Consider the following 22,402-nt stretch of genomic DNA (forward strand, 5'->3'; position numbering starts at 1 on the left):
GCCCCACTTGCAACTAAGCCGCGCCCGGCCTAAGCCACCCGCATGACATCGCTTTTCGATCAGGGCCCGCAGGCCCCATGCCCCCGCCCGTTCAATCTGGCCGCCCATGTTCTGGGGCGGGCCGATGCTTGTGCCGAGAAGGTCGCACTTGCGGTTCTGGGGGATCAGAGCACAGATTCATGGAGCTACGCACGCCTGAAATCGGCGGTTCTCGGGACCGGCACGGGTTTGCTCCGCACCGGGTTGAAGCCCGGCGACCGGGTGTTGATGCGCCTTGATAACACGGTGGAATTTCCGATCGCCTATCTTGGGGCGATTGCCGTGGGCCTTGTGCCGGTGCCCACCTCGGCGCAGCTCACCTCGCCCGAGGTGGCGCGGATGATCACCACGCTGACCCCCGCCGCCATCCTGCGCGCGCATGGGGTTGCCTGCCCTGATACCCACGTCACGGTCATCGACCAGCCCACCCTTGAGGCAATGCGCGATCTGCCTGCGGCCCCCTATGACATGGGCGCCCCGGATCGCCTGGCCTATATCATCTACACCTCGGGAACCTCGGGCGTGCCGCGCGCGGTGTGTCATGCGCATCGCGCGATCTGGGCGCGTCAGATGATGTTTGAGGGCTGGTACGGCTTGCGCGACACCGACCGCCTTTGCCATGCGGGCGCGTTCAACTGGACCTATACGCTTGGCACCGGGCTGATGGATCCCTGGACCATTGGCGCCACCGCGCTTATCCCCGCACCAGAGATCAGGCCAGAGCAATTGCCGGGCCTGCTTGCGCAGCATAAGGCGACGATTTTCGCAGCTGCACCGGGGGTTTACCGAAAACTCTTAAAGCCAGACCAGAGGTTTGACCTGCCCGATCTGCGCCATGGATTGTCGGCCGGTGAAAAACTCTCGCACACGATCCGCACGCATTGGACCAAGGCCACCGGTACCGAGATTTACGAAGCCTATGGCATGTCCGAATGCTCGACCTTCATTTCCTCAAGCCCCTCGCATCCGGTCACCGACGACAGCCTTGGGCGCCCTCAAAACGGCCGCCGTGTCGCGATCCTCGGGGCGGATGGCCCGGTACCGCTTGGCCATGAGGGCACCATCGCCGTGCATCGCGACGATCCGGGCCTCATGCTTGGCTATCTCAACGCCCCCGAGGCGACGGCAGAGAAATTTCGCGGCGATTGGTTCGTGACCGGCGATCAGGGCGCGATGGACAGCGAAGGCCAGATCACCTATCTCGGGCGCGCCGATGACATGATGAACGCCGGCGGGTTTCGCGTCTCGCCGCTTGAGGTCGAGGCGGCGCTGAACCAGCACCCCGGCGTCACCCAATGCGCCGTGACCGACATCGAGGTAAAACAGGATGCACGCCTGATCATGGCCTTCTATACTGGCCCCGAACCCTTGCCGCCCGAAACACTGGATCAGTTCGCCATGGCAGAACTGGCCGCCTATAAACGCCCGCGTGGATATTTTCACGTGCCCGCCCTGCCGACCGGGGCCAATGGCAAACTCCTGCGTCGCGCATTGCGGCCCATATACGAGGCTATGAATGGTCAAGCTTGATATCATCTCCGATCCGATCTGTCCCTGGTGCTACATCGGGAAAACCCTTCTTGATCAGGCCCTTGCAGAGCGCCCCGGTCATGGTTTCGAAATCGCCTGGCACCCCTTCCAACTCAACCCCGAGATGCCCGCCGCGGGCATGGACCGGCGCGAGTATCTTGAGCATAAATTCGGCGGCAAAGAGGGCGCGATCCGCGCCTATGCCCCTGTGGTCGAGCGCGCCGAGGCGGTCGGTCTCAAGATTGATTTTGCCGGCATCAAACGCACCCCCAACACGCTTGACGCGCATCGCCTGATCCATTGGGCGGGCATCGAGGACGTGCAGAACGACATGGCGATGGCGCTCTTCCGGGCCTATTTTGAAGAGGGCCGCGATATCGGCGACCACGAGGTTCTGGCCGATTTGGCCGATAGCCTGTCGATGGATGGAGCGATGATCCTGCGGCTGTTGCAGAGCGAGGCAGACCGCGAGGATATCGCCAATCGCGACAAACAGTTCCGCGCCATGGGGATCACCGGTGTTCCGACCTTCATCGTTGCCGGCCAGCATGCCGTGCCCGGCTGTCAGCCCGCCGATCTGTGGATCAAGGTGATCGACGAACTTGGCACGAAGGCCGAAGGATAAGCTGCGATGCAACGCGCCAAAGCCCTCACCCTTCTGGCGATGCTTGCGCTGATCATCACGGGCGGCACGGCGTTTTTTCATGCGGTCGAGGGCTGGAGCTGGCTTGACAGCTACTTCTTTACGGTCGTGACCCTTTCCACCGTCGGCTATGGCAACCTTGTGCCCGCCACCGCCCTCGGCAAGATCGGCACGACGGTCTTTATCATGATCGGCCTGGGAATTTTCGCCGTCATCATTCAGCAATTCGGCTCTTTCGCGGTAAAAAAGCGCGAAGAGCACACCGAATGGCTGATTGCGCGTCTCGGGCACCATCACAAGCCAAGCCAGCAGCCCGAAAATCCCGAGGAAGAGCCCGCCTCGGCCAATCAGGATACGCCTCCGCGATAACGCCCCGCAAACCGGGCATCGCACGGCCCGGCGGCCAACTGTTGCGCCTTTGCCATGCGTGCCAAGCCGCCGCGCAAGAGACGCCAAAGGACAGCCAATGCCCGCCCAACTTCCCGCCTCGCGCCCGATGTCACAGGCCGAATTCATCGCCATGATGGCGATGATGGTGGCGACGGTGGCGTTTTCCATCGACGCCATGCTGCCCGGCCTGCCCCATATCGCCGAGGCGCTGACGCCCGAGGCCCCCAACCGCGCACAGCTTATCATCACCAGCTTTCTGATGGGGCTTGGCGTCGGGACCTTCATCGCCGGGCCGCTGTCAGATTCATTCGGGCGCAAACGCATCATCCTGATCGGCGCAGTGATCTATGTCGCAGGCGCGCTCTTGGGGATAATCGCGCCAAGCCTGAGCACTCTTCTGGCGGCGCGGGTCTTGCAGGGCCTCGGGGCGGCTGCGTTTCGCATCATCTCGGTGGCGATCATCCGCGATACATACTCGGGCCGCGAAATGGCGCGGCTGATGTCCTTCGTGATGACGATCTTTGCCATGACCCCGGCAATGGCGCCGCTGCTTGGGGCGGGTATCATTGCGCTTGCAGGCTGGCGCGGGGTTTTTGGCGCATTCGTGGTTTTTGCCGGCATTCTGACGCTGTGGATGGCGCTGCGCCTGAACGAGCCTTTGCCGCCAGAGCGCCGCCGCCCGTTTCAAGCGCGCCCGATTGCGGCGGCGATAAAAGAGGTGCTGGCCAATCCGGTGACCCGGCTTGCCATTTTGGTGCAGACGCTCTGCATGACCACGCTGTTCACCTCGCTCAGCATGGTTCAGCCGATTTTCGAGCTGACCTTTGACCGCGCCGAGAGCTTTCCGCGCTGGTTCTTCGTGATGGCGCTTGTCGCCGGAAGCGGCAGCTTTCTCAATGCCCGCCTGATCATGCGCCTGGGGATGGAGCGGATGATCGGCTTTGCCCTTGGCGCGCAGATCATCCTGTCGGTTCTGGCGATTGCGCTCTGGATGACCGGCCTGCCGCCGCAGGCGCAATTCGCCGTTTTCGTGATCTGGCAGACCAGCGTTTTCTTTCAGGCCGGCCTGACGCTTGGCAATCTCAACGCGCTTGCGCTTGCCCCGATGGGCGCGATTGCGGGCACCGCCGCAAGCGTGGTCGGCGCCCTGGCCACCATCGGCAGCGTCAGCCTCGCCATTCCCATCGGACAGCTGTTTCAGGGCACGCCGCTGCCCTCGCATATCGGCGTTCTGATCGCGGTGCTTTTGGGCTATGCCCTGATGTCGCGGCTCAAACAGCAGGTGGCTCTGGCAGTTTGATGTAATTTATTTTTGTATACTGTCGCATACCGTCTTTCATGCGCCACCGATTTGCGCTATGACCCGCCCAAGCAAACGATTCCGTGCCACGCGTGTCTGCTCCGCCCCTGCGCCAGACCCACGGCACATTTCTTAACCTGATCGAGAGGTATGCCCGATGGTCAATAAAACTGTTCCCGATATCATTTACACCAAGGTTGACGAAGCCCCCGAGCTTGCGAGTGCTTCTCTTTTGCCAATCATCCAGCGCTTTGCCGCCGCCGCCGATATCACCGTTGGCACCAAGGACATCTCGCTTGCCGGTCGCATCCTGTCGACCTTCCCCGACAAGCTGAGCGCCGATCAGCGCGTTTCAGACGACCTTGCCGAGCTGGGTGAGCTGGTCAAGACGCCCGAGGCGAATGTGATCAAGCTGCCGAATATCTCGGCCTCGGTGCCGCAGCTTTTGGCCGCCGTGAGCGAGCTTCAGGCGCAGGGCTATGACATCCCCGATTATCCTTCGGAGCCCGAAACCGACGCTGAAAAAGACGTGCGCGCGCGTTATGACACGATCAAGGGCTCGGCCGTGAACCCGGTGCTGCGCGAAGGAAACTCTGATCGTCGCGCCGCCGCTGCCGTCAAGAGCTTTGCCCAGAAAAACCCGCACCGCATGGGCGAGTGGAGCGCCGACAGCAAAACCCGCGTCGCGGCGATGGACGGCGGCGACTTTTTCTCGAACGAGAAATCCGCCACCCTTGCCGATGCCGCCAAGGCCAAGATCGTGCTGGAAACCGCCGATGGCGAAACCGTTCTGAAGGACGGGCTGAGCTATCCCGCCGGCACCGTGGTCGATGCGACCTACATGAGCGCTGCGGCGCTTGACGCCTTCCTTGCCGAGGAAATCGAAAAAACCAAGGCCGAGGGCGTGTTGTTTTCGATGCACCTCAAGGCGACGATGATGAAGGTCTCTGACCCGATCATCTTTGGCCATGCGGTCAAACAGTTCCTTGCGCCGGTGTTCGAGAAATTCGGCGCCGAGATGGACGCCCTTGGTGTCTCGACCAATTCGGGCCTTGGCGATCTGCTTGAGCGGGTAAAGAACAACGCCGACATCATGGCCGCGATTGACGAGACCATGGCCGCGCGCCCGCCGATGTATATGGTCGACAGCGACCGTGGCATCACCAACCTGCATGTCCCCTCCGACGTGATCGTCGATGCCTCGATGCCCGCGCTGATCCGCGCCGGTGGCAAGGGCTGGGGCCCGGACAACAAGGAACATGACGCGGTCTGTGTCATCCCCGACAACAGCTACGCACCGGTTTACGACGAGGCGATCAAGTTCTTCAAAGCCAATGGCAAGCTCAACCCGGCGACCGCCGGCACAGTGCAGAACATCGGCCTGATGGCGCAAAAGGCCGAGGAATACGGCAGCCACCCGACCACCTTTGAAATCCCGGCGAATGGCACTGTGAAAATGGTGCTTGGTGACGGCACAGTGCTGCATCAGCACAGCGTCGAAGCGGGCGACATCTGGCGCTCTGCCTCGGCGCGCAAGGCCCCGATCGAGGACTGGGTGAATCTGGCGATTGCCCGTCAAAAGGCGACCGGTTATCGCTCGATCTTCTGGCTCGATGCGGCCCGCGCCCATGACGCCGAGCTTATCGCCATGGTCAAGCCGATCCTCGAAGCCAAAGGCGTGGCCGACAAGTTCGAAATCATGACCCCGCGTGACGCAACCCGCGCCAGCCTTGAGACCATCACCAAGGGCGAGAACACGATTGCCATCACCGGCAACGTGCTGCGCGACTACCTCACCGACCTGTTCCCGATCCTGGAACTGGCGACCTCGGCCAAGATGCTCTCGATCGTCAAGCTGATGCAGGGCGGCGGATTGTTTGAAACCGGTGCCGGCGGTTCGGCCCCCAAGCACGTGCAACAGCTTCTGGGCGAAAACCACCTGCGGTGGGATTCACTGGGTGAATTCTGTGCGCTTGGCGAAAGCTTCAAGTTCCTGGCCGAGACCAAGGACAACGCCCGCGCCAGGGTTCTGGGCGAGACCGTCGAGACCGCCACGCAGGGCATTCTTGACAATGACCGCTCGCCAAGCCGCAAGGTCGGTGAGCCCGACAACCGCGACAGCCATTACTGGTTCGCGCGCTACTGGGCCGAAGCCCTCGCCGCGCAGAGCGACGACGCGGCCCTTGCCGCAGAATTCGCGCCCGTCGCCACGGCCCTGGCCGAGAATGAGGCCAAGATCACCGGCGAGCTTGCCGCAGTTCAAGGCAAACCGGCGGATATCGGCGGCTATTATCATGCCGACCCGGCCAAGCTTGTCGCCGTCATGCGCCCGAGTGCGACCCTGAACGGCATCATCGGCTAAACCGACAGGAGCGTGGGTTTCACCCACCCTACATGTGACAATGAGCGGGGGGCCGATTTGGCCCCCGTTTTCATTGGCCGCGATTGTGGGTCTTTGCGTACATCTCAGCGATCATCCGGCTGGCGGTTTTGTCAAACATCGCCGGGACAAGCGCATGGACAAGCGCCGCGAAACCCGCGCCAAACAGTTTCAGGCTGAACGTGCCGGCAAAGCGGGCATGCTCAAGATAGGTTTCATCGACAGACTTGGGATGATCGAGAAAGACTTTGGAAATCATGGCCTTGGCCCTCTTGGTTGATTGCTTGGATTGAATTTACCCCCGCCACATGGCAATTTTCTCCCAAAGATGCGGGAAAATGGCATAAGAGTGGGATAGCATCCCAAGTAAAGCGAATTCCATGAGCATTCTTGACGACATCGACCGCCGTATCCTCAAAGAATTACAGCGCGACGCCGCCATGGCGCTTGATGCCTTGGGCGAAAGGGTCGGCCTGTCGCGCAATGCCTGCTGGCGCCGCGTCAAGGCGCTTGAGGCCGCCGGCGTGATCCGGGCCCGCGTGGCCCTGCTTGATCCGGCAAAGCTTGGGCTTGGGCTGACCGTGTATCTGCAAATCCGCGCCGCGCGCCATGACGCCGACTGGCTGGCGCAATTCGCCCGCGCCACCCGCGCCCTGCCCGAGGTGCAGGGGGTTTACCGCATGTCGGGCGATCTTGATTACCTGATCCGTGCGCAGGTGGTCGATATGGCCGATTACGACCGTCTTTATCAGACCTTGATCGCGCGGGTGCCGATGGGCGATGTCTCGGCCAGCTTCGTGATGGAAGAGATCAAACATACCACCGAACTCCCCCTGACCCACGCCTAGACATTTGCCAAATTGCGCCGTCGCGAAAAATTGGCTACGGCTGGACGGGTTCAAGACGAAAGGTCGCGCATCATGATCCCCCAGGTCTATCTCGTACTCGCCTTCGCCATCCTTGCCGAGACCGCCGGCACCACCGCCCTGCAGGCCAGTCAGCAGTTCACCCGGCTCTGGCCCTCGGTGCTTGCCTTTGTCGCTTATGGCATCAGCTTTTACTTTCTGGCGCAGGCCCTTCGGGTGATGCCGGTCGGTGTGGTCTATGCGATCTGGTCTGGCCTTGGCATCGTGTTCATCGCCGCCATCGGCTATCTGGTGTTTGGCCAGAAGCTCGACCTGCCCGCGATCCTTGGCACCGCGATGATCCTTGCCGGTATCGTGGTGATCCAGCTGTTTTCGCGCGCCGGGGCGCATTAATCCGCCAAACCGGGCAAAAAGCCTAGAATCCTGCGTCGCTTGCCGCTATCCAGCGCGCGATGCTTAGGCGCCCACCGTCCTGACACACACCGCAACCAAAAAGGCGGGGATTTGCCGCGATGACACGAGTGATGAAGCTGGCCTTTGGCAGCGTGATCATCGGCCTGCTGGTCATGGGCCTCAAGGTGATTGCCTGGTGGCTGACCGGGTCGCTGGCGCTGATGTCTGATGCTATGGAAAGCCTTGTCAACGTCGCCGCCGCCGTCGCCGTGGTGGTCGCTCTGCGCGTCGCCGAGCGCCCGGCTGACACCAACCACCCCTATGGCCACCACAAGGCCGAGTTCTTTTCCGCGGTTCTCGAAGGCGTTCTCATCGTGATCGCGGCGCTCTTTATCCTGCGCGAGGCCTACGGTGGCTTCATGGCGCCCTTCGCACCGGACGCGCCCTTTGCGGGCATGCTGATCAACGCGGGCGCCAGCCTGATCAACGGGGCCTGGGCCTTTGTTCTGATCCGTGCCGGGCGCGCGCATCGCTCGCCGGCGCTTGTGGCGGATGGCAAGCACCTGATCACCGATGTGGTGTCCTCCGTGGGCGTGCTGATCGGGGTCGGGCTTGCGCTTGCCACCGGATGGTGGGTGCTTGACCCGGTGATGGCGGCACTTGTCGCGCTCAACATCCTTTGGTCGGGCTGGGGCGTGATCAAACAATCGCTCAGCGGCTTGATGGATGAGGCGGTCTCGGACGAGGAACTGGCCCAGATCCGCGAGATCATCGCGCTTGCCGCAAGCGGCGGTGACGCGGTCGAGGCCCATGACCTGCGCACCCGCCATGCCGGACAGGTCACCTTCATCGACTTTCATCTGGTCATGCCCGGCACCACCACCGTCGACGAGGCGCATATGCTCTGCGACCGGATCGAGGCCGCCCTGATGGATGCCCTGCCAGATGCGCGCGTAACCATCCATGTCGAGCCCGAACACAAGGCCAAGCACAGCGGCATTGTCGTTCTGTCCTAGCGTTGGTTTTGCCCCTTTCCTTTGGCGCGTTGGCCGGGCTAACAGGGGGCAGCCCTGATATGAAAGACGCCTCTCGATGGAAAACCTGCGCGGCAGCATTCTCATGGTTCTGGCGATGGCCGGTTTCGCGCTTGAGGATATGTTCATCAAGCGGCTGGCGGTGAACCTTCCGGTCGGTCAGATCCTGATCTTCCTCGGCATCGGCGGGGCGCTCATCTTTGCCGCGATCACCCTGTCGCAGGGACACCGCCTGTTGTCGCGCGATGTGATCTCTCGCCCGGTTTTGCTGCGCAATTTCGGCGAGCTGATCGGCACCATCGGCTTTGTCACCGCGATTGCGCTCACGCCGCTGTCGTCGGCCTCGGCAATCTTGCAGGCGACGCCGCTGGCGGTCACGCTTGGCGCGGCGCTTTTCCTTGGCGAGGCCGTCGGCTGGCGCCGGTGGAGCGCCATTCTGGTCGGCTTTTGCGGGGTCTTGATGGTGATCCGCCCCGGCCTTCAAGGTTTTGAACCGGCGTCGCTTTTTGCCGTTCAGGGCGTGATCGGCCTTGCCATTCGCGATCTGGCCACGCGCGCGGTGCCGCGCTCTATCTCGTCGATGCAACTATCAACCTATGCCTTTGCCACGCTGGTGCCTGCCGGCCTTATCCTGTTGGCGATATCGGGCACACCGGCCATGCCAACGGCGGTTGACTGGCGCGATTTCAGCTTTGCGATGATCACCGGGGTTGCCGCCTATTACGCGATTGTCGCGGCGATGCGGCTTGGCGATGTGGCGGTGATCACGCCGTTTCGCTATTCACGGCTTGTTTTTGCGCTGATCATCGGCACCACGCTGTTTGACGAGCGCCCCGATATCTGGACCCTGACAGGCGCCGCGATCATCATTGCCTCGGGGCTTTACACCTTCTTGCGCGAACGCCGCGTTGCGCGCCGCTCTGTCGCGCCAAGCGCCGTCAGCCTGCCGCGCGCGTGATCCTCGGGCCTCGGCGCGCCTCATGTTAGCACTACCTGTCGCAGTTTCCATTCGCCGCGAAACTTGCTAAGGCACAGCCAACTTTAATGCATGCAAGGAATCCCCAATGAGCAGCATCATCGACATTCACGCCCGCGAAATTCTGGACAGCCGGGGCAACCCCACGGTCGAGGTGGATGTAACGCTGGAAGATGGCACAATGGGGCGCGCCGCCGTGCCGTCGGGTGCCTCGACCGGCGCCCATGAAGCGGTTGAGCGACGCGATGGCGACAAGGCCCGCTACATGGGCAAGGGCGTGCTTGAGGCCTGCGCCGCCGTCAACGGCGAGATCGCCGAAGAGCTGGCCGGGTTTGATGCCACCGAACAGGTCGCGCTTGATATGGCGATGATCGAGCTTGACGGCACCCCCAACAAGGGTCGCCTCGGTGCCAATGCCATTCTCGGCGTCAGCCTTGCCTGCGCGAAGGCGGCGGCAGATTTCTCTGGCCAGCCGCTTTATCGCTATGTGGGCGGCACCTCGGCGCGGCTTTTACCGGTGCCGATGATGAATATCATCAATGGCGGCGAGCATGCCGACAACCCGATTGATATTCAGGAATTCATGATCATGCCGGTCGCGGCCGACAACATCCGTCACGCCGTGCGCATGGGCGCCGAGGTGTTCCACACCCTCAAGAAAGAGCTGTCGAACGCGGGCCTCTCGACCGGCATCGGCGATGAGGGCGGCTTTGCCCCCAACCTTAGCTCTAGTCGCGATGCGCTTGATTTCATTCTGAAATCCATCGAAAAGGCGGGTTATAAACCGGGCGAGGATATCTATCTGGCGCTCGATTGTGCGGCCACCGAATATTACCGGGGTGGCAAGTACGAGCTCTCCGGCGAAGGCAAATCCCTGAGCTCGGATGAAAACGTCGCCTATCTGGCGGCGCTTGTGGCCGATTATCCGATCATCTCGATCGAGGATGGCATGTCCGAGGATGACTGGGACGGCTGGAAATCCCTGACCGATGCCATCGGCGACAAGGTTCAGCTTGTGGGCGACGATCTTTTCGTCACCAACCCCGAGCGCCTGTCGATGGGGATCGAGCGCGGCTGCGCCAACTCGATGCTGGTAAAAGTCAATCAAATCGGTAGCCTGACGGAAACTCTTCAAGCGGTCGACATGGCGCATCGCGCGCGCATGACCAATGTGATGTCGCACCGCTCGGGCGAGACCGAAGATGCCACCATCGCCGATCTTGCCGTGGCGACCAATTGCGGCCAGATCAAAACCGGCAGCCTTGCGCGCTCGGACCGGTTGGCGAAATACAACCAGCTGATCCGCATCGAGGAAATGCTTGGCGAAACGGCGCAATATGCGGGCCGCTCGATTCTGCGCGGCTAAGGTCTTTTGCACCTGGCTTTTTGAGGGCGCCCATATGATCGGGGCGCCCTTTTTCCTCTCAGGTCAAGGCAGCACGCCCGACCCGTCGTACCTTGCTCGTTTATGGGCAGGGCGCTGTGTAATAGGTGCCATCGCCACGCGAATAGGCGCAATTGTCCGTCGCAGTGTTCTGCGCCACCACGGTGCCCGCCGCCGCACCGGCCAGAGCCGCAATCAGACGCCATTCATTACTGGCGCCAAGCGCCTCGGCGGTGATAAGCCCGGCCGCAGCGCCCCCGGCCACACCGGCAACGGTTCTCGATTCAGAGGACATACCCTCGCAGCCGCCCAGTGTCAGAACCGAGGCCCCTGCCGCAATCATCATCAAAATTCGCATCTGTTTCTCCTCTCGTATATGGCGACAGGCCGTAACACGACCTGTCGGGCCAGACCTTGACCTGCGCCAAGTATAGCCGCGCCCACAAAGCGGCATTTTGCGCCAGATCAGTTTTACGCAGAATTCCAGGCCCCCTTGATCCCAATCAAGATGGGTTTGAGCATTACGACCTATGATCGGGCACAGAGGGCAAGAACTGGCCCGGAACACAGGAGAAGACCTAACATGAAACGACTTACCGTCTTGTTGCTTGCCCTCATGACCACCGGCATACTTGGCGCATGTGCCGAAGAACGGCGATATCCGATCTCCGGCGAAGAATGCGGCCCCGATGATCCGGTCAAGAATATTGAGCCCGCTGCAGTGGATTGCTTGCCAGGCTTCTGAACCAAAAGGGAAATTACAGCGCTCGCGTCACCGCGGGCGTGATCGGCATCAGGTCATGACGCCGCGCGCGAAGGCGACCAGCTGTCGTGTAGAGGCGTCTTTTCGCGCGCCATCGCGCTCGCCTTTCAGGATCGGCTCAAGCGTCACGGCCAGTTGCTTGCCAAGCTCGACCCCCCACTGATCGAAAGAGTTGATGCCCAAAACCACCCCTTCGACAAAAACGCGGTGCTCGTATAGCGCGATGATCTGGCCAAGGCGGCGCGGCGTCAGCTGATCATAGATCAGCGTGGTCGAGGGGCGATTGCCCGGAAACACCCGATGAGCGGCCTGACGCTCCAAGGCGGCGCCTTTGAGCCCTTTTTCAACCATCAGCGCGCGCGCCTCATCCATGCTGCGCCCGCGCATCAGGGCCACCGATTGCGCGAGGCAATTGGCCACCAAAAGCTGATGGTGATGGGCCAGGTCGGGCTCGTGGCCCTTGGCGGCAACCATGAATTCACAGGGGATCACCGCCGTGCCCTGATGGATAAGCTGGTAAAAGGCGTGCTGCCCGTTGGTGCCGGGCTCGCCCCAGACAACAGGGCCAGACGGCCCCTCAAGCGGCGCGCCCTGCATGGTGACGCCCTTGCCATTGCTCTCCATTTCAAGCTGTTGCAGATAAGTCGGCAGGCGCGCCAGACGCTGATCATAAGGCAGCACCGCGCGCGTGCCATGGCCGCACACCTGATGGTGCCAGACCCCCACAAGCGCCAGCATGACCGGCATGTTCTCAAGCGGTGCGGCGGTTTGAAAATGTCGGTCCATCGACTCGGCACCGGCCAAAAACTCGGTGAACCGCTCGGCGCCGATGGCCATCATCAGCGACAGCCCGATCGGCCCCCAGACCGAATAGCGCCCGCCGACATAATCGCCAAAGCCGAACACCTGCTCGGGGGGAATGCCGAAGTCGGCGGTTTTATCCACGGCCGACGACACCGCGGCGAATTGTGCGCCGGGGTCAGCAACGGCACGCGCCATCCAGGCCCGCGCAGTGGCGGCATTGGTCATGGTCTCGATCGTGGTAAAGGTCTTGGAGGCGACGATCACAAGCGTGCGTGTCGGGTCAAGCCCCGACAGACAATCGGAAATATCCGCGCCATCCACATTGGCCACAAAATGACAGCGCGGCCCGTCGTGATAGGGCCGCAAGGCCATCACGGTCATTTCCGGCCCCAGATGCGAGCCGCCAATGCCGATATTCACGATATCGGTGATCGCCCCGCCTGCCCCCTGAAACCGGCCAGTGCGGACGTCTTCGCAGAACGCCTGCATCCGGGCACGGGTTGCGTTGATCTCGGGCATGACATCCTCGCCCGCAACCCGGATCGCCCCGCCCGAGAGGTTGCGCAACGCAGTGTGCAGAACGGCGCGGCCTTCGGTCTCATTTATCGGATCACCGCGAAACATCGCGTCACGCCGCCCGGCCACATCGCGCGCCGCCACAAGATCGACAAGAGCGGCGCGGGTGATCTCGGTCAGGCGGGTCTTGGAATAATCAAACAGCATCCCGTCAAAGCGCAGCGAAAACGCCTCGGCCCGGCCTTGGGTCTTGAACAGGTCAATGATGTCCACCCTCTCGGCTTCATCGGCCAACCCCTTCAACTCTTGCCACATCTCATTACCTTTCACAGAGCCCGCCTATGGCGCCCAATGCACCGTTGCCCCGGATAACACCGCCGCGATCGGGGCCTCGACAGGGCGCATATATCGGGCGCGTTCAAAGGCTGCACGCTTTTGTTCCCCGGTGATGACAATATGTTTGCAAAGCGCTTCATCAAGCACGTGCGCCGAAAGCGTCACCCGCACCTCGGGCACATTCGGCGCGCGCATCGGCACAAGGATCGGCGCGCGCAGGGACAAGGCCTCTTCCAATTTGTCGGCACCGGGAAAGAGCGAGGCGGTGTGCATATCCGCCCCCATCCCGAGAAGACAGACCGAGATCGGCAGGCTCGGCGCGATATTCGACTCCAACTCGGCCAAAACCGCCTCCGGGGTCTCGGCCCTGGCATAAAGCGGCAGGTAGCGCGCCTTGGCCGCCCGCCCGGTCAAGAGCCGCTCGCGGATCAGCCGCGTGTTGGATCGGACATGCACCTCGGGCAGCCATCGCTCGTCGCTGAGCAGAACATCGACCCGGCTCCAGTCAAGATCTGCGTCGCACAGATCGTCAAAGATTGGCCCCGGCGTGCTGCCCCCCGGCACGACGAAAAGCGCGCGCTCCTGATGATCGAGCGCCGCCTTCAATTCCCCGGTCAGAACATTGGCCAGGTCAATCGCCAGCATTTCGGAATCGGCATATTCAACAAAGCTCATGGCTTGATCTCCCGCCAGCGGCGTCCGTCGCGATGCATCAGCATAAGGGCCTCATCGGGGCCGGAACTGCCTGAAATATATGGCAGCGGCTCGCTCGCGCCTGCCTCCCAGTCGGCAATGATCGGATCGGTCCAGGCCCAGGCCGCCTCGACCTCGTCACCGCGCATGAACAGGGTCTGGTTGCCACGGATCACATCCATGATCAACCGTTCGTAAGCATCTGGAAAATCGGCATCTTCCGGCCCCAGAGCCTCGGCAAATGTCATGTCGAGCGGCACATCGATAAGGCGCATCCCGCCCGGCCCCGGTTCCTTGATGGTCACGCCAAGCTCGATCCCCTCATTGGGTTGCAGGCGGATCGTCAGGATGTTGCGGTGGCGCCCGGCATCGGCGCCAAAGATCGAATGCGGCGCGTCCTTGAACACCACGGCAATCTCGCTGGCGCGATCACGCAAGCGCTTGCCGGTGCGCAGATAAAACGGCGTGCCCGCCCACCGCCAATTGCTGACCAGGGCCTTGAGGGCAATGAAACTTTCGGTCGTGCTGTCGGGGTCTTCCACCTGGGTGCGGTAATCGGCCTTGTCGCCCTGTGCCTCGTACTGACCGCGCACCACATCGGCCCCCCGGACCGGATCAAGCGCGCGAATGACCTTGAGCTTTTCGTCGCGCACCGCGTCGGGATCAAACTTGGCCGGGGGTTCCATCGCGATCAGGCACAACAGCTGCATCATGTGGTTTTGCACCATGTCGCGCATCGCGCCGGATTTATCATAATAATCGCCGCGCCCGCCGACGCCGACAGATTCGGCAACCGTGATCTGGATGTGATCGACATATTGGCTGTTCCAGAGCGGCTCGAACAGAACATTGCCAAACCGGATCGCCATCAGGTTCTGGACGGTTTCCTTGCCCAGGTAATGATCAATCCGGTAAATCTGGCTTTCGTCGAAATGCCGCGCCAGAACCCGGTTGAGATCGCGCGCGCTTTCAAGGTCCCGGCCAAAGGGTTTTTCCACCACGATGCGGCTTGTGTCATCCGCCATGCCGTGTTTGTGCAGGCGTTTCGCCAGATCGCCAAACAGCGAGGGTGCCACCGAAAAGTAAAACGCACGAATGCGATCCGGCCGCATCAACTTCGCCAGTTCGACCCAGCCGGCCTCGCCGCGCGCATCCAGCGTGACATAGCTCAACATTTTGATAAACGCGGATAAATTCGCCTTTCGCCGGGATTCTTCGCCGCCGAATTCGACAATCGCCTCTTGCACGACATCGCGAAAACCCGCGCTGTCCATCTCGCCGCGCGCGGCCCCGATCAGACGCACGTCGCCCTCAATCTGCCCGGCCACAAAGCGGCGGAACAGAGCGGGCCAGATCTTGCGGCGGGCAAGGTCGCCCGTGCCGCCGAAAATCACCAGATCAAAGGGTTCTACCGGGATCACCCGCGACGCCATGACGACCACTCCTGCTTTGCCGTACCCGATCTTTTCGGATCACGTGCCATCGCTGACAACTCTAACATGTCGTGAGGCCTTCACAATGGCGTCAAGCGTTCTCAGACCCCTTCACTTGCCAGTTCGCAGCAGATAGGCGACAAAAAGCAAACAGAAAGCGGATTGCAGAATGAAAGATGTTGTCGCGGGCCCGGCCAATTCGGGCAAGTTTCAGGACCCCAACGTTACCGCCGATGGCCAGACCCGCGCCAGCGTGGCGCTGAGCCATCCTGAAACGCTGTGGTTCAACACCGGGACGCTGTGCAATATCGAGTGCGCCAATTGCTATATTCTAAGCTCGCCCAGCAATGACGCGCTGGTTTACCTGAGCGAATCAGAGGTGCGTGACTATCTGGCCCAGATAACCGCGCGCGGCTGGCCGATCACCGAGATCGGCTTTACCGGCGGCGAGCCCTTCATGAACCCCGAAATGATCGCAATGGCGCGCGCCGCGCTTGAGGCCGGTCACGAGGTGTTGATCCTGACCAACGCCATGCGCCCGATGATGCGCAAGAGCATGCGCGCGGGCCTGCTCGATCTCGCCAAAGACTGGCGCGACAAGATCACCCTGCGGATTTCTCTCGACCACTGGTCAGAGGCGCGCCACGACGAAGAACGCGGCAAGGACGCCTTCAAACGCACCATCGAGGGCATGCAATGGCTGCGCGACAACGGCTTTTCCATGACCGTCGCCGGGCGCACAGTATGGGGCGAGAGCGATGCGCAATCGCGCGAGGGCTATCGCCGCCTCTACGCCGAGCACGGCTTTGACATCGACGCCGATGATCCCGCCGCCACGGTGCTTTTTCCCGAGATGGATGAAACCGCCGAAGTGCCCGAGATCACCACCGCCTGTTGGGACATCCTTGGCAAAAGTCCGAGCGAGCCGATGTGCGCCTCGTCGCGCATGGTGGTGAAACGCAAGGGTGCCGAGAAACCGGCGGTTCTGGCCTGTACCCTTCTGCCCTATGCGCCCGAATTCGAGATGGGCGAAACACTGGTTGAGGCCGAGCGTGACGTCGCCCTCAACCATCCCCATTGCGCCAAGTTCTGCGTTTTGGGCGGGGCAAGCTGTTCGGGATAAGGCCTTGGCGCGGGCAGGTCCCGCTTGTCAGGGCGTGCGCCCTGCCCCATATATCCCTTATGTTACGGTTCACACCCATCCTGCTGGCGGTGCTTTACGCCTTTGTCATGTACCGTTTCTCGGTCTGGCGTACCACGCGAGAGCTTGATGCGCAATCGACCGAGCTTGCCGATCCGATGCTCAAACATATGACCGACCGGATGGCGCGCGCGCTCGATATTGCGCGGGTGCGGGTGCATATTTACGAGATTGACCCGGTCAACGGTTTGGCCGCGCCGGATGGCCGGATTTTCATCACTCGGGGGTTTTACCGCAAGTTTCAGACCGGCGAAGTCACTGCCGATGAAATGGCCAGCGTCATCGCCCACGAGTTGGGCCATGTGGCGCTTGGCCATTCGCGCCGCCGGATGATCGACTTTTCCGGCCAGAACGCCCTGCGCACCGCGCTTGCCATGGTTCTGTCGCGGTTCTTGCCGGGCATCGGCGCCTGGATCGCAAGCGGTTTGACACGGCTTTTGGCGGCGCGCCTGTCGCGCGGCGATGAATACGAGGCCGACGCCTATGCCGCCGCGCTTTTGACCAAGGCCGGGATAGGCACCGCGCCGCAAAAGTCGCTGTTCAAAAAGCTTGACGCGCTGACCGAAGGGGCGGGCGGCGTGATGCCGGCCTGGCTTTTGAGCCACCCCAAGACAAGCGAGCGGATCGCGGCGATCGAAAAGCTTGAAAACCGCTGGCAGAACGCCCTCAAATAGCGCGTCGTACCGGTGTCTTTGCCCCGCTTCGGGTTTTTTGATCAAATTATCTTGGCAAAGCCGGTGGTGACCGGATAGTCTGTGGCAAATCATGTTCAGGATGTTTTTCAAATGGACCTTACCCAGTTCCAGACCTTCCGTGTGGCCGCCTGTGACCTCAACGGTCGCATGCGCGGCAAGCGCCTTCCCGCCAGCCACGCCAGTAAACTCGCCGATGGCAGCGTGCGCATGCCGCTGTCCTCACTCAATGTCGATATTTTCGGCGCCGATATCGAGAATTCTCCGCTGGTCTTTGAATCCGGTGATATCGACGGCCGCCTGATGCCGACCGATCGTGGCCCGGTGCCCCTGCCCTGGCTTGACGTGCCGCAGGGCCTTGTGCCGATGGTGCTTCACAATGACGATGGCACGCCGTTTGCGGGCGATCCGCGCCACGCGCTTGAGCGGGTGCTTGCCCGCTTTGCCGCGCGCGGCTGGACGGTCGATGCCGCAACCGAGCTTGAATTCACCCTTGTCGACGACAGCGGGCGCAGCCTCAAGACCGTGCGTGACCCGCGCAGCGGGCGGCGGATGTCGGCCCCCGGCATCCTGTCGCTTGGCCAGATGGACGCCTTTGACGAATTCCTGAGCGCGCTTTATTCGGCCGGCGCCGAGATGGAAATCCCGGTTGAAACCGCTGTCAGCGAGGCCGGAATTGGCCAGTTCGAGCTTACCCTGCACCACCAGACCGCGCTGCGCGCAGCCGATGATACCTGGCTTTTCAAGACCATGATCAAGGGCCTGGCGCGCAAACATGGCTTTGTCGCCACCTTTATGGCCAAGCCGTTCGAGGATGACACCGGCAACGGCATGCATATGCACTTTTCGGTTCTCGACGCAGAGGGGCGCAACGTCTTTAATGACGGCACCGATGCGGGCACCGATTTGATGCGCGCGGCGGTGGCGGGCTGTATCGCGGCGATGCCGCCCTCTAGCCTGATCTTTGCGCCCAATGCCAATAGCTATACCCGGCTTGTGCCCGGTGCCCATGCGCCCACCGGCGCGGGCTGGGGCTATGAAAACCGCACCGTCGCGATCCGCATTCCGGGCGGGCCACCAGCTGCGCGCCGTATCGAACATCGCGTCGCGGGCGGCGACATCAACCCCTACCTGAGCTTTGCCGCCATCCTTGGCGCCGCGATCACCGGGATCGAAGAGGGCATGACCCCGCCCCCGCCGATCACCGGCAACGCCTATGAGGTCGACCTGCCGCAACTTGCCCCCGACTGGCAAAGCGCGATTGATATCTTTGAAAGCGATCCGATGATCGCCAGGATATTTGACGCCGAACTTATCCGCAATCTGGTGATGACCAAACGCCAGGAACTTGCGCGGATGGCGGAAATTCCCGAGGAACACCACTGGAAGACCTATCTCGATACGGTATAGCCTGATCCCGACGCGGCCATATCCGCAGCCCTTGCAGCAAGGCATCGGTCAGGTTAGGCTAAATTTGATCAAATTATGAGAGCCCTATGAAGATCGGAATTCTGAAAACCGGCCACGCCCCCGATATCGTGCTTGATGAGCTTGGCGATTACGAGGTGATGTTTGCCAATCTGCTGGCCGGACACGGGTTCGAGTTCGACGCCTACAACGTGGTCGATGGCGAGTTTCCCAGTGGTCCCGAGGCCGCCGATGGCTGGCTGATCACCGGCTCGAAACACGGCGCCTATGAAGGCCTGCACTGGATCGCGCCGCTGGAACAGCTGATCCGCGATATCTACGCCGATGGCCGCCCGCTTGTCGGGGTCTGTTTCGGTCATCAGGTCATCGCGCAGGCGCTTGGCGGCACGGTCGAGAAATTCGACGGCGGCTGGTCGGTGGGCGTGACCGAATACGAGATCGAAGGCACGCGCCTGCCGCTGAATGCCTGGCATCAGGATCAGGTGACTACCCTGCCCGAAGGGGCAGAGGTCGTGGGATCAAGCGCGTTTTGCGAAAACGCGGCGCTGGTCTATGGTGACCGGATATACACGATCCAGCCGCATCCCGAATTCACCGCCACGATGGTGGATCGCCTTATTCATTACCGTGGGCCCGGAAATGTGCCCGATGCCCTGCTCAAAGACGCGATGGAGCGACTGGACCAGCCGGTCGCAAATGCCGAAATAGCCAACCGAATGGCGACATTTTTCAAACGAGGTGCCTGAAATGGCCGATCTGTCCAAAATTACCAATTCCCTGCCCGCCGCGGCGCAGGCCTATCTTGAGGGCCGTCGGCTTGACGAGGTTGAATGCATCATTTCCGACCTGCCCGGCATTGCGCGGGGCAAGGCGGTGCCGGCCTCGAAATTCGCGCGGCAGGATTATTTTCACCTGCCCGACTCGATCTTTTTTCAGACCATCACCGGCGATTGGGGCGAGGCCGCGGGCGAAGACGGCTTTATCGAGCGTGACATGATCCTCAAGCCGGACATGAGCACCGCGACCGCCGCGCCCTGGACCGCCGACTGGACGCTTCAGGTGATCCATGACGCCTATGATCGCGACCACACGCCGATCCCGTTTTCCCCGCGCAATGTGCTGCGCCGGGTGGTGCAGATGTACAAGGATCGCGGCATGAAACCTGTGGTCGCGCCCGAAATGGAATTTTTCCTCGTGGCGCGTAACATCGACCCGGCGCAGGAAATCAAGCCAATGATGGGCCGCTCTGGCCGCCCCGCCGCCGCGCGCCAGGCCTATTCGATGACCGCAGTCGACGAATTCGGCCCGGTGATCGACGACATCTATGACTTTGCCGAGGCGCAGGGTTTTGAGATTGACGGCATCACCCAGGAGGGTGGCGCCGGACAGCTTGAGATCAACCTGCGCCACGGCGATCCGATCAAGCTTGCCGATGAGGTGTTCTACTTCAAGCGCCTGATCCGCGAGGCCGCGCTGCGCCACGATTGCTTTGCCACCTTCATGGCCAAGCCGATCGAGGACGAGCCGGGCAGCGCTATGCATATTCACCACTCGATTCTGGATATCGAGACCGGACGCAACATCTTTGCCGGGCCGCAGGGCGGCGAGACGGATGCGTTCTTTCACTTTATCGGCGGCTTGCAGCGCCACCTGCCCTCGGCCATCGCGGTGATGGCGCCCTATGTGAATTCCTATCGCCGTTACGTGAAGGATCACGCCGCGCCGATCAACCTGGCCTGGGGGCGCGACAACCGCACCACCGGCATCCGCGTGCCCCTGTCGGGGCCCGAAGCGCGCCGGGTGGAAAACCGCATGGCCGGGATGGATTGCAATCCCTACCTTGGCATCGCGGCAAGCCTTGCCTGTGGTCTTTTGGGGATCATCAACGAAGAGCGCCCCGACAAACAATTCAAGGGCGACGCCTATGCCGGGGATAGCGATATCCCCAACGTGATGGGCACGGCGCTTGACATGTTTGAGGCGGCCAAGGACCTCCACGCCATTCTCGGGCCGGAATTTGCGCGGGTTTACGGCATCGTGAAACGCACGGAATACGAGGAATTCCTTCAGGTCATCAGCCCGTGGGAACGCGAGCATTTGCTGCTGAACGTTTAACGCCTCTCGCATGAGTATTTGAGCCAAGAAGAAGCCCATGAACCTGCTTTATGCCAATGACCGTCGTGGGGAATATCCGCAAAGCTGGTACGCGCCGACCGCGACGCCTCTGCCCGCATTTGCGCCGCTGAAGGGGCCCGGGCGGGCGGATGTCTGCGTGATTGGCGGCGGCTATACCGGGCTTTCGGCGGCACTGCATCTGGCCGAGGCGGGCATGGATGTCGTTCTTCTGGAGGCGCAGCGCGTCGGCTTTGGCGCCTCGGGGCGCAATGGCGGGCAGTTGGGCAGCGGTCAGCGGATGGAGCAGACCGGGCTTGAGCGTCTGGTCGGGCGCGACGATGCCGCAAAGCTCTGGGAGTTGGCGGAAGAGGCCAAGACCCTCGTCAAGTCGCTGGTGGCGAAACACAAGATCGACTGTCATCTCAAGCCGGGCGTGGCGCATGCCTGTTTTTCGCCGCGCGAGGTGAAGGATGAGCATAGCTATGCCGAGCATCTGTCCCGGACCTATGGCTATGATCAAATCGAGACTCTCGATCATGACGCGATGCAGGCGATCTGTCCGTCCCCGGCCTATAAGGGCGGCACTCTGGATATGGGGGCGGCGCATTTGCACCCTTTGTCTTATGCGATCGGGTTGGCCCGCGCGGCGGCGGCGGCGGGCGTGCGCATTCACGAGGGATCGGCGGTGCATCACATCAAACGCGGTGCGCGCGTCACCGTGGCAACGGACGGCGGAGCCATCGAGGCCGATCACGTGATACTGGCCTGTAACGGCTATCTCGGCGGGCTTGATCGCAAGGTGGCCGCACGCGTCATGCCGATCAACAATTTCATCGCCGCAACCCGCCCGCTTGGCGAGAACGCCGCGCGCGTTCTGACCCGTGATATCGCCGTGGCCGACAGCAAATTCGTGGTGAATTATTTCCGCCTGAGCCATGACAAGCGCCTGCTGTTCGGAGGCGGGGAAAGCTATGGCTACAAGTTCCCGCGCGACATTGCGGCGACCGTCCGCAAGCCGATGATCGAGATTTTTCCCCACCTGCGCGATGTCGAGATTGACTATGCCTGGGGCGGTACGCTGGCGATTACCATGAAACGAATGCCTTATCTGGCACGGCTTGCGCCCAACATGCTCTCTGCGTCGGGCTATTCCGGGCATGGGGTGGGAAGTGCGACCCATGCGGGCAAATTGATGGCAGACGCCATTCTGGGCGAAGCGGCCGGGTTCGACACCATGGCGCGCGTCCCAACCCCGAGCTTTCCGGGCGGCGCGGCCCTGCGCTCGCCGCTTTTGGTGTTGGCAATGACCTGGTTTTCCCTGCGCGATCGCCTGGGCGTATAAGCCGAACCTTTTTTGCGAAAAGGCAACACCCTGCCCCGCGCCATTCCGGGAGCTATGCCCGAAAGTTGGTGACGGCGTGATCAGGCGGCGGTTTTAAGTTGCTTGATCCCGTCCTTGAATTCAATCCCTTCGATGATCTCGGGG

22 protein-coding genes are annotated in these 22,402 nt (G+C 61.8%); 17 read left to right on the top strand and 5 right to left on the bottom strand.

The window, feature by feature from the left end; genetic code table 11:
- Positions 1–42: 42 nt before the first annotated feature.
- The 5 genes from BUB78_RS02175 (at position 43) to BUB78_RS02195 (ending at position 6,264) form a co-directional block, all read left to right on the top strand.
- Positions 43–1,569: a class I adenylate-forming enzyme family protein gene (locus BUB78_RS02175; RefSeq protein WP_073194472.1), complete on the top strand. Its 1,527-nt coding sequence runs from the start codon at positions 43–45 to the stop codon at positions 1,567–1,569.
- Positions 1,556–2,194 (top strand): DsbA family oxidoreductase, encoded by a 639-nt coding sequence (locus BUB78_RS02180; RefSeq protein WP_073194475.1) that lies wholly within the window; start codon positions 1,556–1,558, stop codon positions 2,192–2,194. The genes BUB78_RS02175 and BUB78_RS02180 overlap by 14 nt, the downstream gene beginning before the upstream one ends.
- Positions 2,195–2,200: 6 nt before the next feature.
- Positions 2,201–2,581, top strand: a complete 381-nt coding sequence (locus tag BUB78_RS02185; RefSeq protein ID WP_073194478.1) for a potassium channel family protein — start codon at positions 2,201–2,203, stop codon at positions 2,579–2,581.
- Positions 2,582–2,678: 97 nt separating this feature from the next.
- Entirely contained in the window at positions 2,679–3,902 is a 1,224-nt protein-coding gene (locus tag BUB78_RS02190; RefSeq protein WP_073194482.1) for a multidrug effflux MFS transporter, read from the top strand.
- Between the two features lie 157 nt (positions 3,903–4,059).
- Positions 4,060–6,264: an NADP-dependent isocitrate dehydrogenase gene (locus BUB78_RS02195; RefSeq protein ID WP_073194485.1), complete on the top strand. Its 2,205-nt coding sequence runs from the start codon at positions 4,060–4,062 to the stop codon at positions 6,262–6,264.
- 70 nt (positions 6,265–6,334) lie between these two features.
- Here the strand turns inward: BUB78_RS02195 and BUB78_RS02200 are convergent, their stop codons facing one another.
- Positions 6,335–6,541 (bottom strand): DUF6356 family protein, encoded by a 207-nt coding sequence (locus BUB78_RS02200; RefSeq protein ID WP_073194489.1) that lies wholly within the window; start codon positions 6,539–6,541, stop codon positions 6,335–6,337.
- Positions 6,542–6,662: 121 nt separating this feature from the next.
- Here BUB78_RS02200 and BUB78_RS02205 point away from each other — a divergent pair, with 121 nt between their 5' ends.
- The 5 genes from BUB78_RS02205 (at position 6,663) to eno (ending at position 10,917) form a co-directional block, all read left to right on the top strand.
- Positions 6,663–7,130 carry an Lrp/AsnC family transcriptional regulator gene (locus BUB78_RS02205; RefSeq protein WP_073194492.1) on the top strand — a complete coding sequence of 156 codons (468 nt, stop codon included), beginning with the start codon at positions 6,663–6,665 and terminating at the stop codon, positions 7,128–7,130.
- 72 nt (positions 7,131–7,202) lie between these two features.
- Positions 7,203–7,541, top strand: coding sequence for a DMT family transporter (locus tag BUB78_RS02210; RefSeq protein WP_073194665.1), 339 nt, complete (start codon positions 7,203–7,205; stop codon positions 7,539–7,541).
- 119 nt (positions 7,542–7,660) lie between these two features.
- Positions 7,661–8,557, top strand: a complete 897-nt coding sequence (locus tag BUB78_RS02215; protein WP_073194495.1) for a cation diffusion facilitator family transporter — start codon at positions 7,661–7,663, stop codon at positions 8,555–8,557.
- A 76-nt stretch (positions 8,558–8,633) separates the two neighbouring features.
- A complete protein-coding gene (locus BUB78_RS02220; protein WP_073194498.1) occupies positions 8,634–9,533 on the top strand; it encodes a DMT family transporter in 900 nt (299 codons plus the stop codon).
- 106 nt (positions 9,534–9,639) lie between these two features.
- Positions 9,640–10,917, top strand: coding sequence for a phosphopyruvate hydratase (gene eno / locus BUB78_RS02225; RefSeq protein WP_073194502.1), 1,278 nt, complete (start codon positions 9,640–9,642; stop codon positions 10,915–10,917).
- Between the two features lie 100 nt (positions 10,918–11,017).
- Here the strand turns inward: eno and BUB78_RS02230 are convergent, their stop codons facing one another.
- The gene (locus BUB78_RS02230; RefSeq protein WP_073194505.1) at positions 11,018–11,293 is read right to left on the bottom strand and encodes a glycine zipper 2TM domain-containing protein; all 276 of its coding nucleotides are present in this window, start codon (positions 11,291–11,293) and stop codon (positions 11,018–11,020) included.
- A gap of 225 nt (positions 11,294–11,518) precedes the next feature.
- Here BUB78_RS02230 and BUB78_RS20590 point away from each other — a divergent pair, with 225 nt between their 5' ends.
- A complete protein-coding gene (locus BUB78_RS20590; protein ID WP_170865002.1) occupies positions 11,519–11,680 on the top strand; it encodes a hypothetical protein in 162 nt (53 codons plus the stop codon).
- Positions 11,681–11,728: 48 nt separating this feature from the next.
- On the opposite strand, the gene pgi is transcribed toward BUB78_RS20590, so the two are convergent.
- From pgi to zwf, 3 genes are read right to left on the bottom strand one after another with little or no spacing between them, the layout of a single operon-like run.
- Complete coding sequence (gene pgi, locus BUB78_RS02235) at positions 11,729–13,333, bottom strand: glucose-6-phosphate isomerase (protein WP_073194508.1); 1,605 nt, start codon at positions 13,331–13,333, stop codon at positions 11,729–11,731.
- A gap of 24 nt (positions 13,334–13,357) precedes the next feature.
- Positions 13,358–14,029 carry a 6-phosphogluconolactonase gene (gene pgl, locus BUB78_RS02240; protein WP_073194512.1) on the bottom strand — a complete coding sequence of 224 codons (672 nt, stop codon included), beginning with the start codon at positions 14,027–14,029 and terminating at the stop codon, positions 13,358–13,360.
- Positions 14,026–15,480 carry a glucose-6-phosphate dehydrogenase gene (gene zwf / locus BUB78_RS02245; RefSeq protein ID WP_073194515.1) on the bottom strand — a complete coding sequence of 485 codons (1,455 nt, stop codon included), beginning with the start codon at positions 15,478–15,480 and terminating at the stop codon, positions 14,026–14,028. Before zwf ends, pgl begins: the two co-directional genes overlap by 4 nt.
- A 169-nt stretch (positions 15,481–15,649) precedes the next feature.
- Here zwf and BUB78_RS02250 point away from each other — a divergent pair, with 169 nt between their 5' ends.
- The 6 genes from BUB78_RS02250 to BUB78_RS02275 all read left to right on the top strand — a co-directional run bounded on the left by BUB78_RS02250 (position 15,650) and on the right by BUB78_RS02275 (position 22,258).
- Positions 15,650–16,603: a radical SAM protein gene (locus tag BUB78_RS02250; RefSeq protein WP_073194518.1), complete on the top strand. Its 954-nt coding sequence runs from the start codon at positions 15,650–15,652 to the stop codon at positions 16,601–16,603.
- Positions 16,604–16,662: 59 nt separating this feature from the next.
- On the top strand, positions 16,663–17,355 hold the full coding sequence (locus tag BUB78_RS02255) for a M48 family metalloprotease (RefSeq protein WP_073194520.1): 693 nt from the start codon (positions 16,663–16,665) through the stop codon (positions 17,353–17,355).
- A 111-nt stretch (positions 17,356–17,466) separates the two neighbouring features.
- Positions 17,467–18,783 carry a glutamine synthetase family protein gene (locus tag BUB78_RS02260; RefSeq protein ID WP_073194667.1) on the top strand — a complete coding sequence of 439 codons (1,317 nt, stop codon included), beginning with the start codon at positions 17,467–17,469 and terminating at the stop codon, positions 18,781–18,783.
- Between the two features lie 86 nt (positions 18,784–18,869).
- A complete protein-coding gene (locus BUB78_RS02265) occupies positions 18,870–19,547 on the top strand; it encodes a type 1 glutamine amidotransferase (protein ID WP_073194523.1) in 678 nt (225 codons plus the stop codon).
- A 1-nt stretch (position 19,548) separates the two neighbouring features.
- Positions 19,549–20,916 (top strand): glutamine synthetase family protein, encoded by a 1,368-nt coding sequence (locus BUB78_RS02270; RefSeq protein WP_084732725.1) that lies wholly within the window; start codon positions 19,549–19,551, stop codon positions 20,914–20,916.
- Positions 20,917–20,953: 37 nt separating this feature from the next.
- Positions 20,954–22,258 carry an NAD(P)/FAD-dependent oxidoreductase gene (locus BUB78_RS02275; RefSeq protein WP_073194526.1) on the top strand — a complete coding sequence of 435 codons (1,305 nt, stop codon included), beginning with the start codon at positions 20,954–20,956 and terminating at the stop codon, positions 22,256–22,258.
- The last annotated feature ends 144 nt before the right edge of the window (positions 22,259–22,402 follow it).

Origin of the sequence: Roseovarius marisflavi, assembly GCF_900142625.1 — a bacterium.
Lineage (GTDB): Bacteria > Pseudomonadota > Alphaproteobacteria > Rhodobacterales > Rhodobacteraceae > Roseovarius > Roseovarius marisflavi.

What these genes read in the sequence shown, in the direction of transcription:
- BUB78_RS02175 (WP_073194472.1), top strand. Translation starts at nt 43, where the DNA reads ATGACATCGCTTTTCGATCAGGGCCCGCAGGCCCCATGCCCCCGCCCG.
- BUB78_RS02180 (WP_073194475.1), top strand. Translation starts at nt 1,556, where the DNA reads ATGGTCAAGCTTGATATCATCTCCGATCCGATCTGTCCCTGGTGCTAC.
- BUB78_RS02185 (WP_073194478.1), top strand. Translation starts at nt 2,201, where the DNA reads ATGCAACGCGCCAAAGCCCTCACCCTTCTGGCGATGCTTGCGCTGATC.
- BUB78_RS02190 (WP_073194482.1), top strand. Translation starts at nt 2,679, where the DNA reads ATGCCCGCCCAACTTCCCGCCTCGCGCCCGATGTCACAGGCCGAATTC.
- BUB78_RS02195 (WP_073194485.1), top strand. Translation starts at nt 4,060, where the DNA reads ATGGTCAATAAAACTGTTCCCGATATCATTTACACCAAGGTTGACGAA.
- BUB78_RS02200 (WP_073194489.1), bottom strand. Translation starts at nt 6,541, where the DNA reads ATGATTTCCAAAGTCTTTCTCGATCATCCCAAGTCTGTCGATGAAACC.
- BUB78_RS02205 (WP_073194492.1), top strand. Translation starts at nt 6,663, where the DNA reads ATGAGCATTCTTGACGACATCGACCGCCGTATCCTCAAAGAATTACAG.
- BUB78_RS02210 (WP_073194665.1), top strand. Translation starts at nt 7,203, where the DNA reads ATGATCCCCCAGGTCTATCTCGTACTCGCCTTCGCCATCCTTGCCGAG.
- BUB78_RS02215 (WP_073194495.1), top strand. Translation starts at nt 7,661, where the DNA reads ATGACACGAGTGATGAAGCTGGCCTTTGGCAGCGTGATCATCGGCCTG.
- BUB78_RS02220 (WP_073194498.1), top strand. Translation starts at nt 8,634, where the DNA reads ATGGAAAACCTGCGCGGCAGCATTCTCATGGTTCTGGCGATGGCCGGT.
- eno (WP_073194502.1), top strand. Translation starts at nt 9,640, where the DNA reads ATGAGCAGCATCATCGACATTCACGCCCGCGAAATTCTGGACAGCCGG.
- BUB78_RS02230 (WP_073194505.1), bottom strand. Translation starts at nt 11,293, where the DNA reads ATGCGAATTTTGATGATGATTGCGGCAGGGGCCTCGGTTCTGACACTG.
- BUB78_RS20590 (WP_170865002.1), top strand. Translation starts at nt 11,519, where the DNA reads ATGAAACGACTTACCGTCTTGTTGCTTGCCCTCATGACCACCGGCATA.
- pgi (WP_073194508.1), bottom strand. Translation starts at nt 13,333, where the DNA reads ATGTGGCAAGAGTTGAAGGGGTTGGCCGATGAAGCCGAGAGGGTGGAC.
- pgl (WP_073194512.1), bottom strand. Translation starts at nt 14,029, where the DNA reads ATGAGCTTTGTTGAATATGCCGATTCCGAAATGCTGGCGATTGACCTG.
- zwf (WP_073194515.1), bottom strand. Translation starts at nt 15,480, where the DNA reads ATGGCGTCGCGGGTGATCCCGGTAGAACCCTTTGATCTGGTGATTTTC.
- BUB78_RS02250 (WP_073194518.1), top strand. Translation starts at nt 15,650, where the DNA reads ATGAAAGATGTTGTCGCGGGCCCGGCCAATTCGGGCAAGTTTCAGGAC.
- BUB78_RS02255 (WP_073194520.1), top strand. Translation starts at nt 16,663, where the DNA reads ATGTTACGGTTCACACCCATCCTGCTGGCGGTGCTTTACGCCTTTGTC.
- BUB78_RS02260 (WP_073194667.1), top strand. Translation starts at nt 17,467, where the DNA reads ATGGACCTTACCCAGTTCCAGACCTTCCGTGTGGCCGCCTGTGACCTC.
- BUB78_RS02265 (WP_073194523.1), top strand. Translation starts at nt 18,870, where the DNA reads ATGAAGATCGGAATTCTGAAAACCGGCCACGCCCCCGATATCGTGCTT.
- BUB78_RS02270 (WP_084732725.1), top strand. Translation starts at nt 19,549, where the DNA reads ATGGCCGATCTGTCCAAAATTACCAATTCCCTGCCCGCCGCGGCGCAG.
- BUB78_RS02275 (WP_073194526.1), top strand. Translation starts at nt 20,954, where the DNA reads ATGAACCTGCTTTATGCCAATGACCGTCGTGGGGAATATCCGCAAAGC.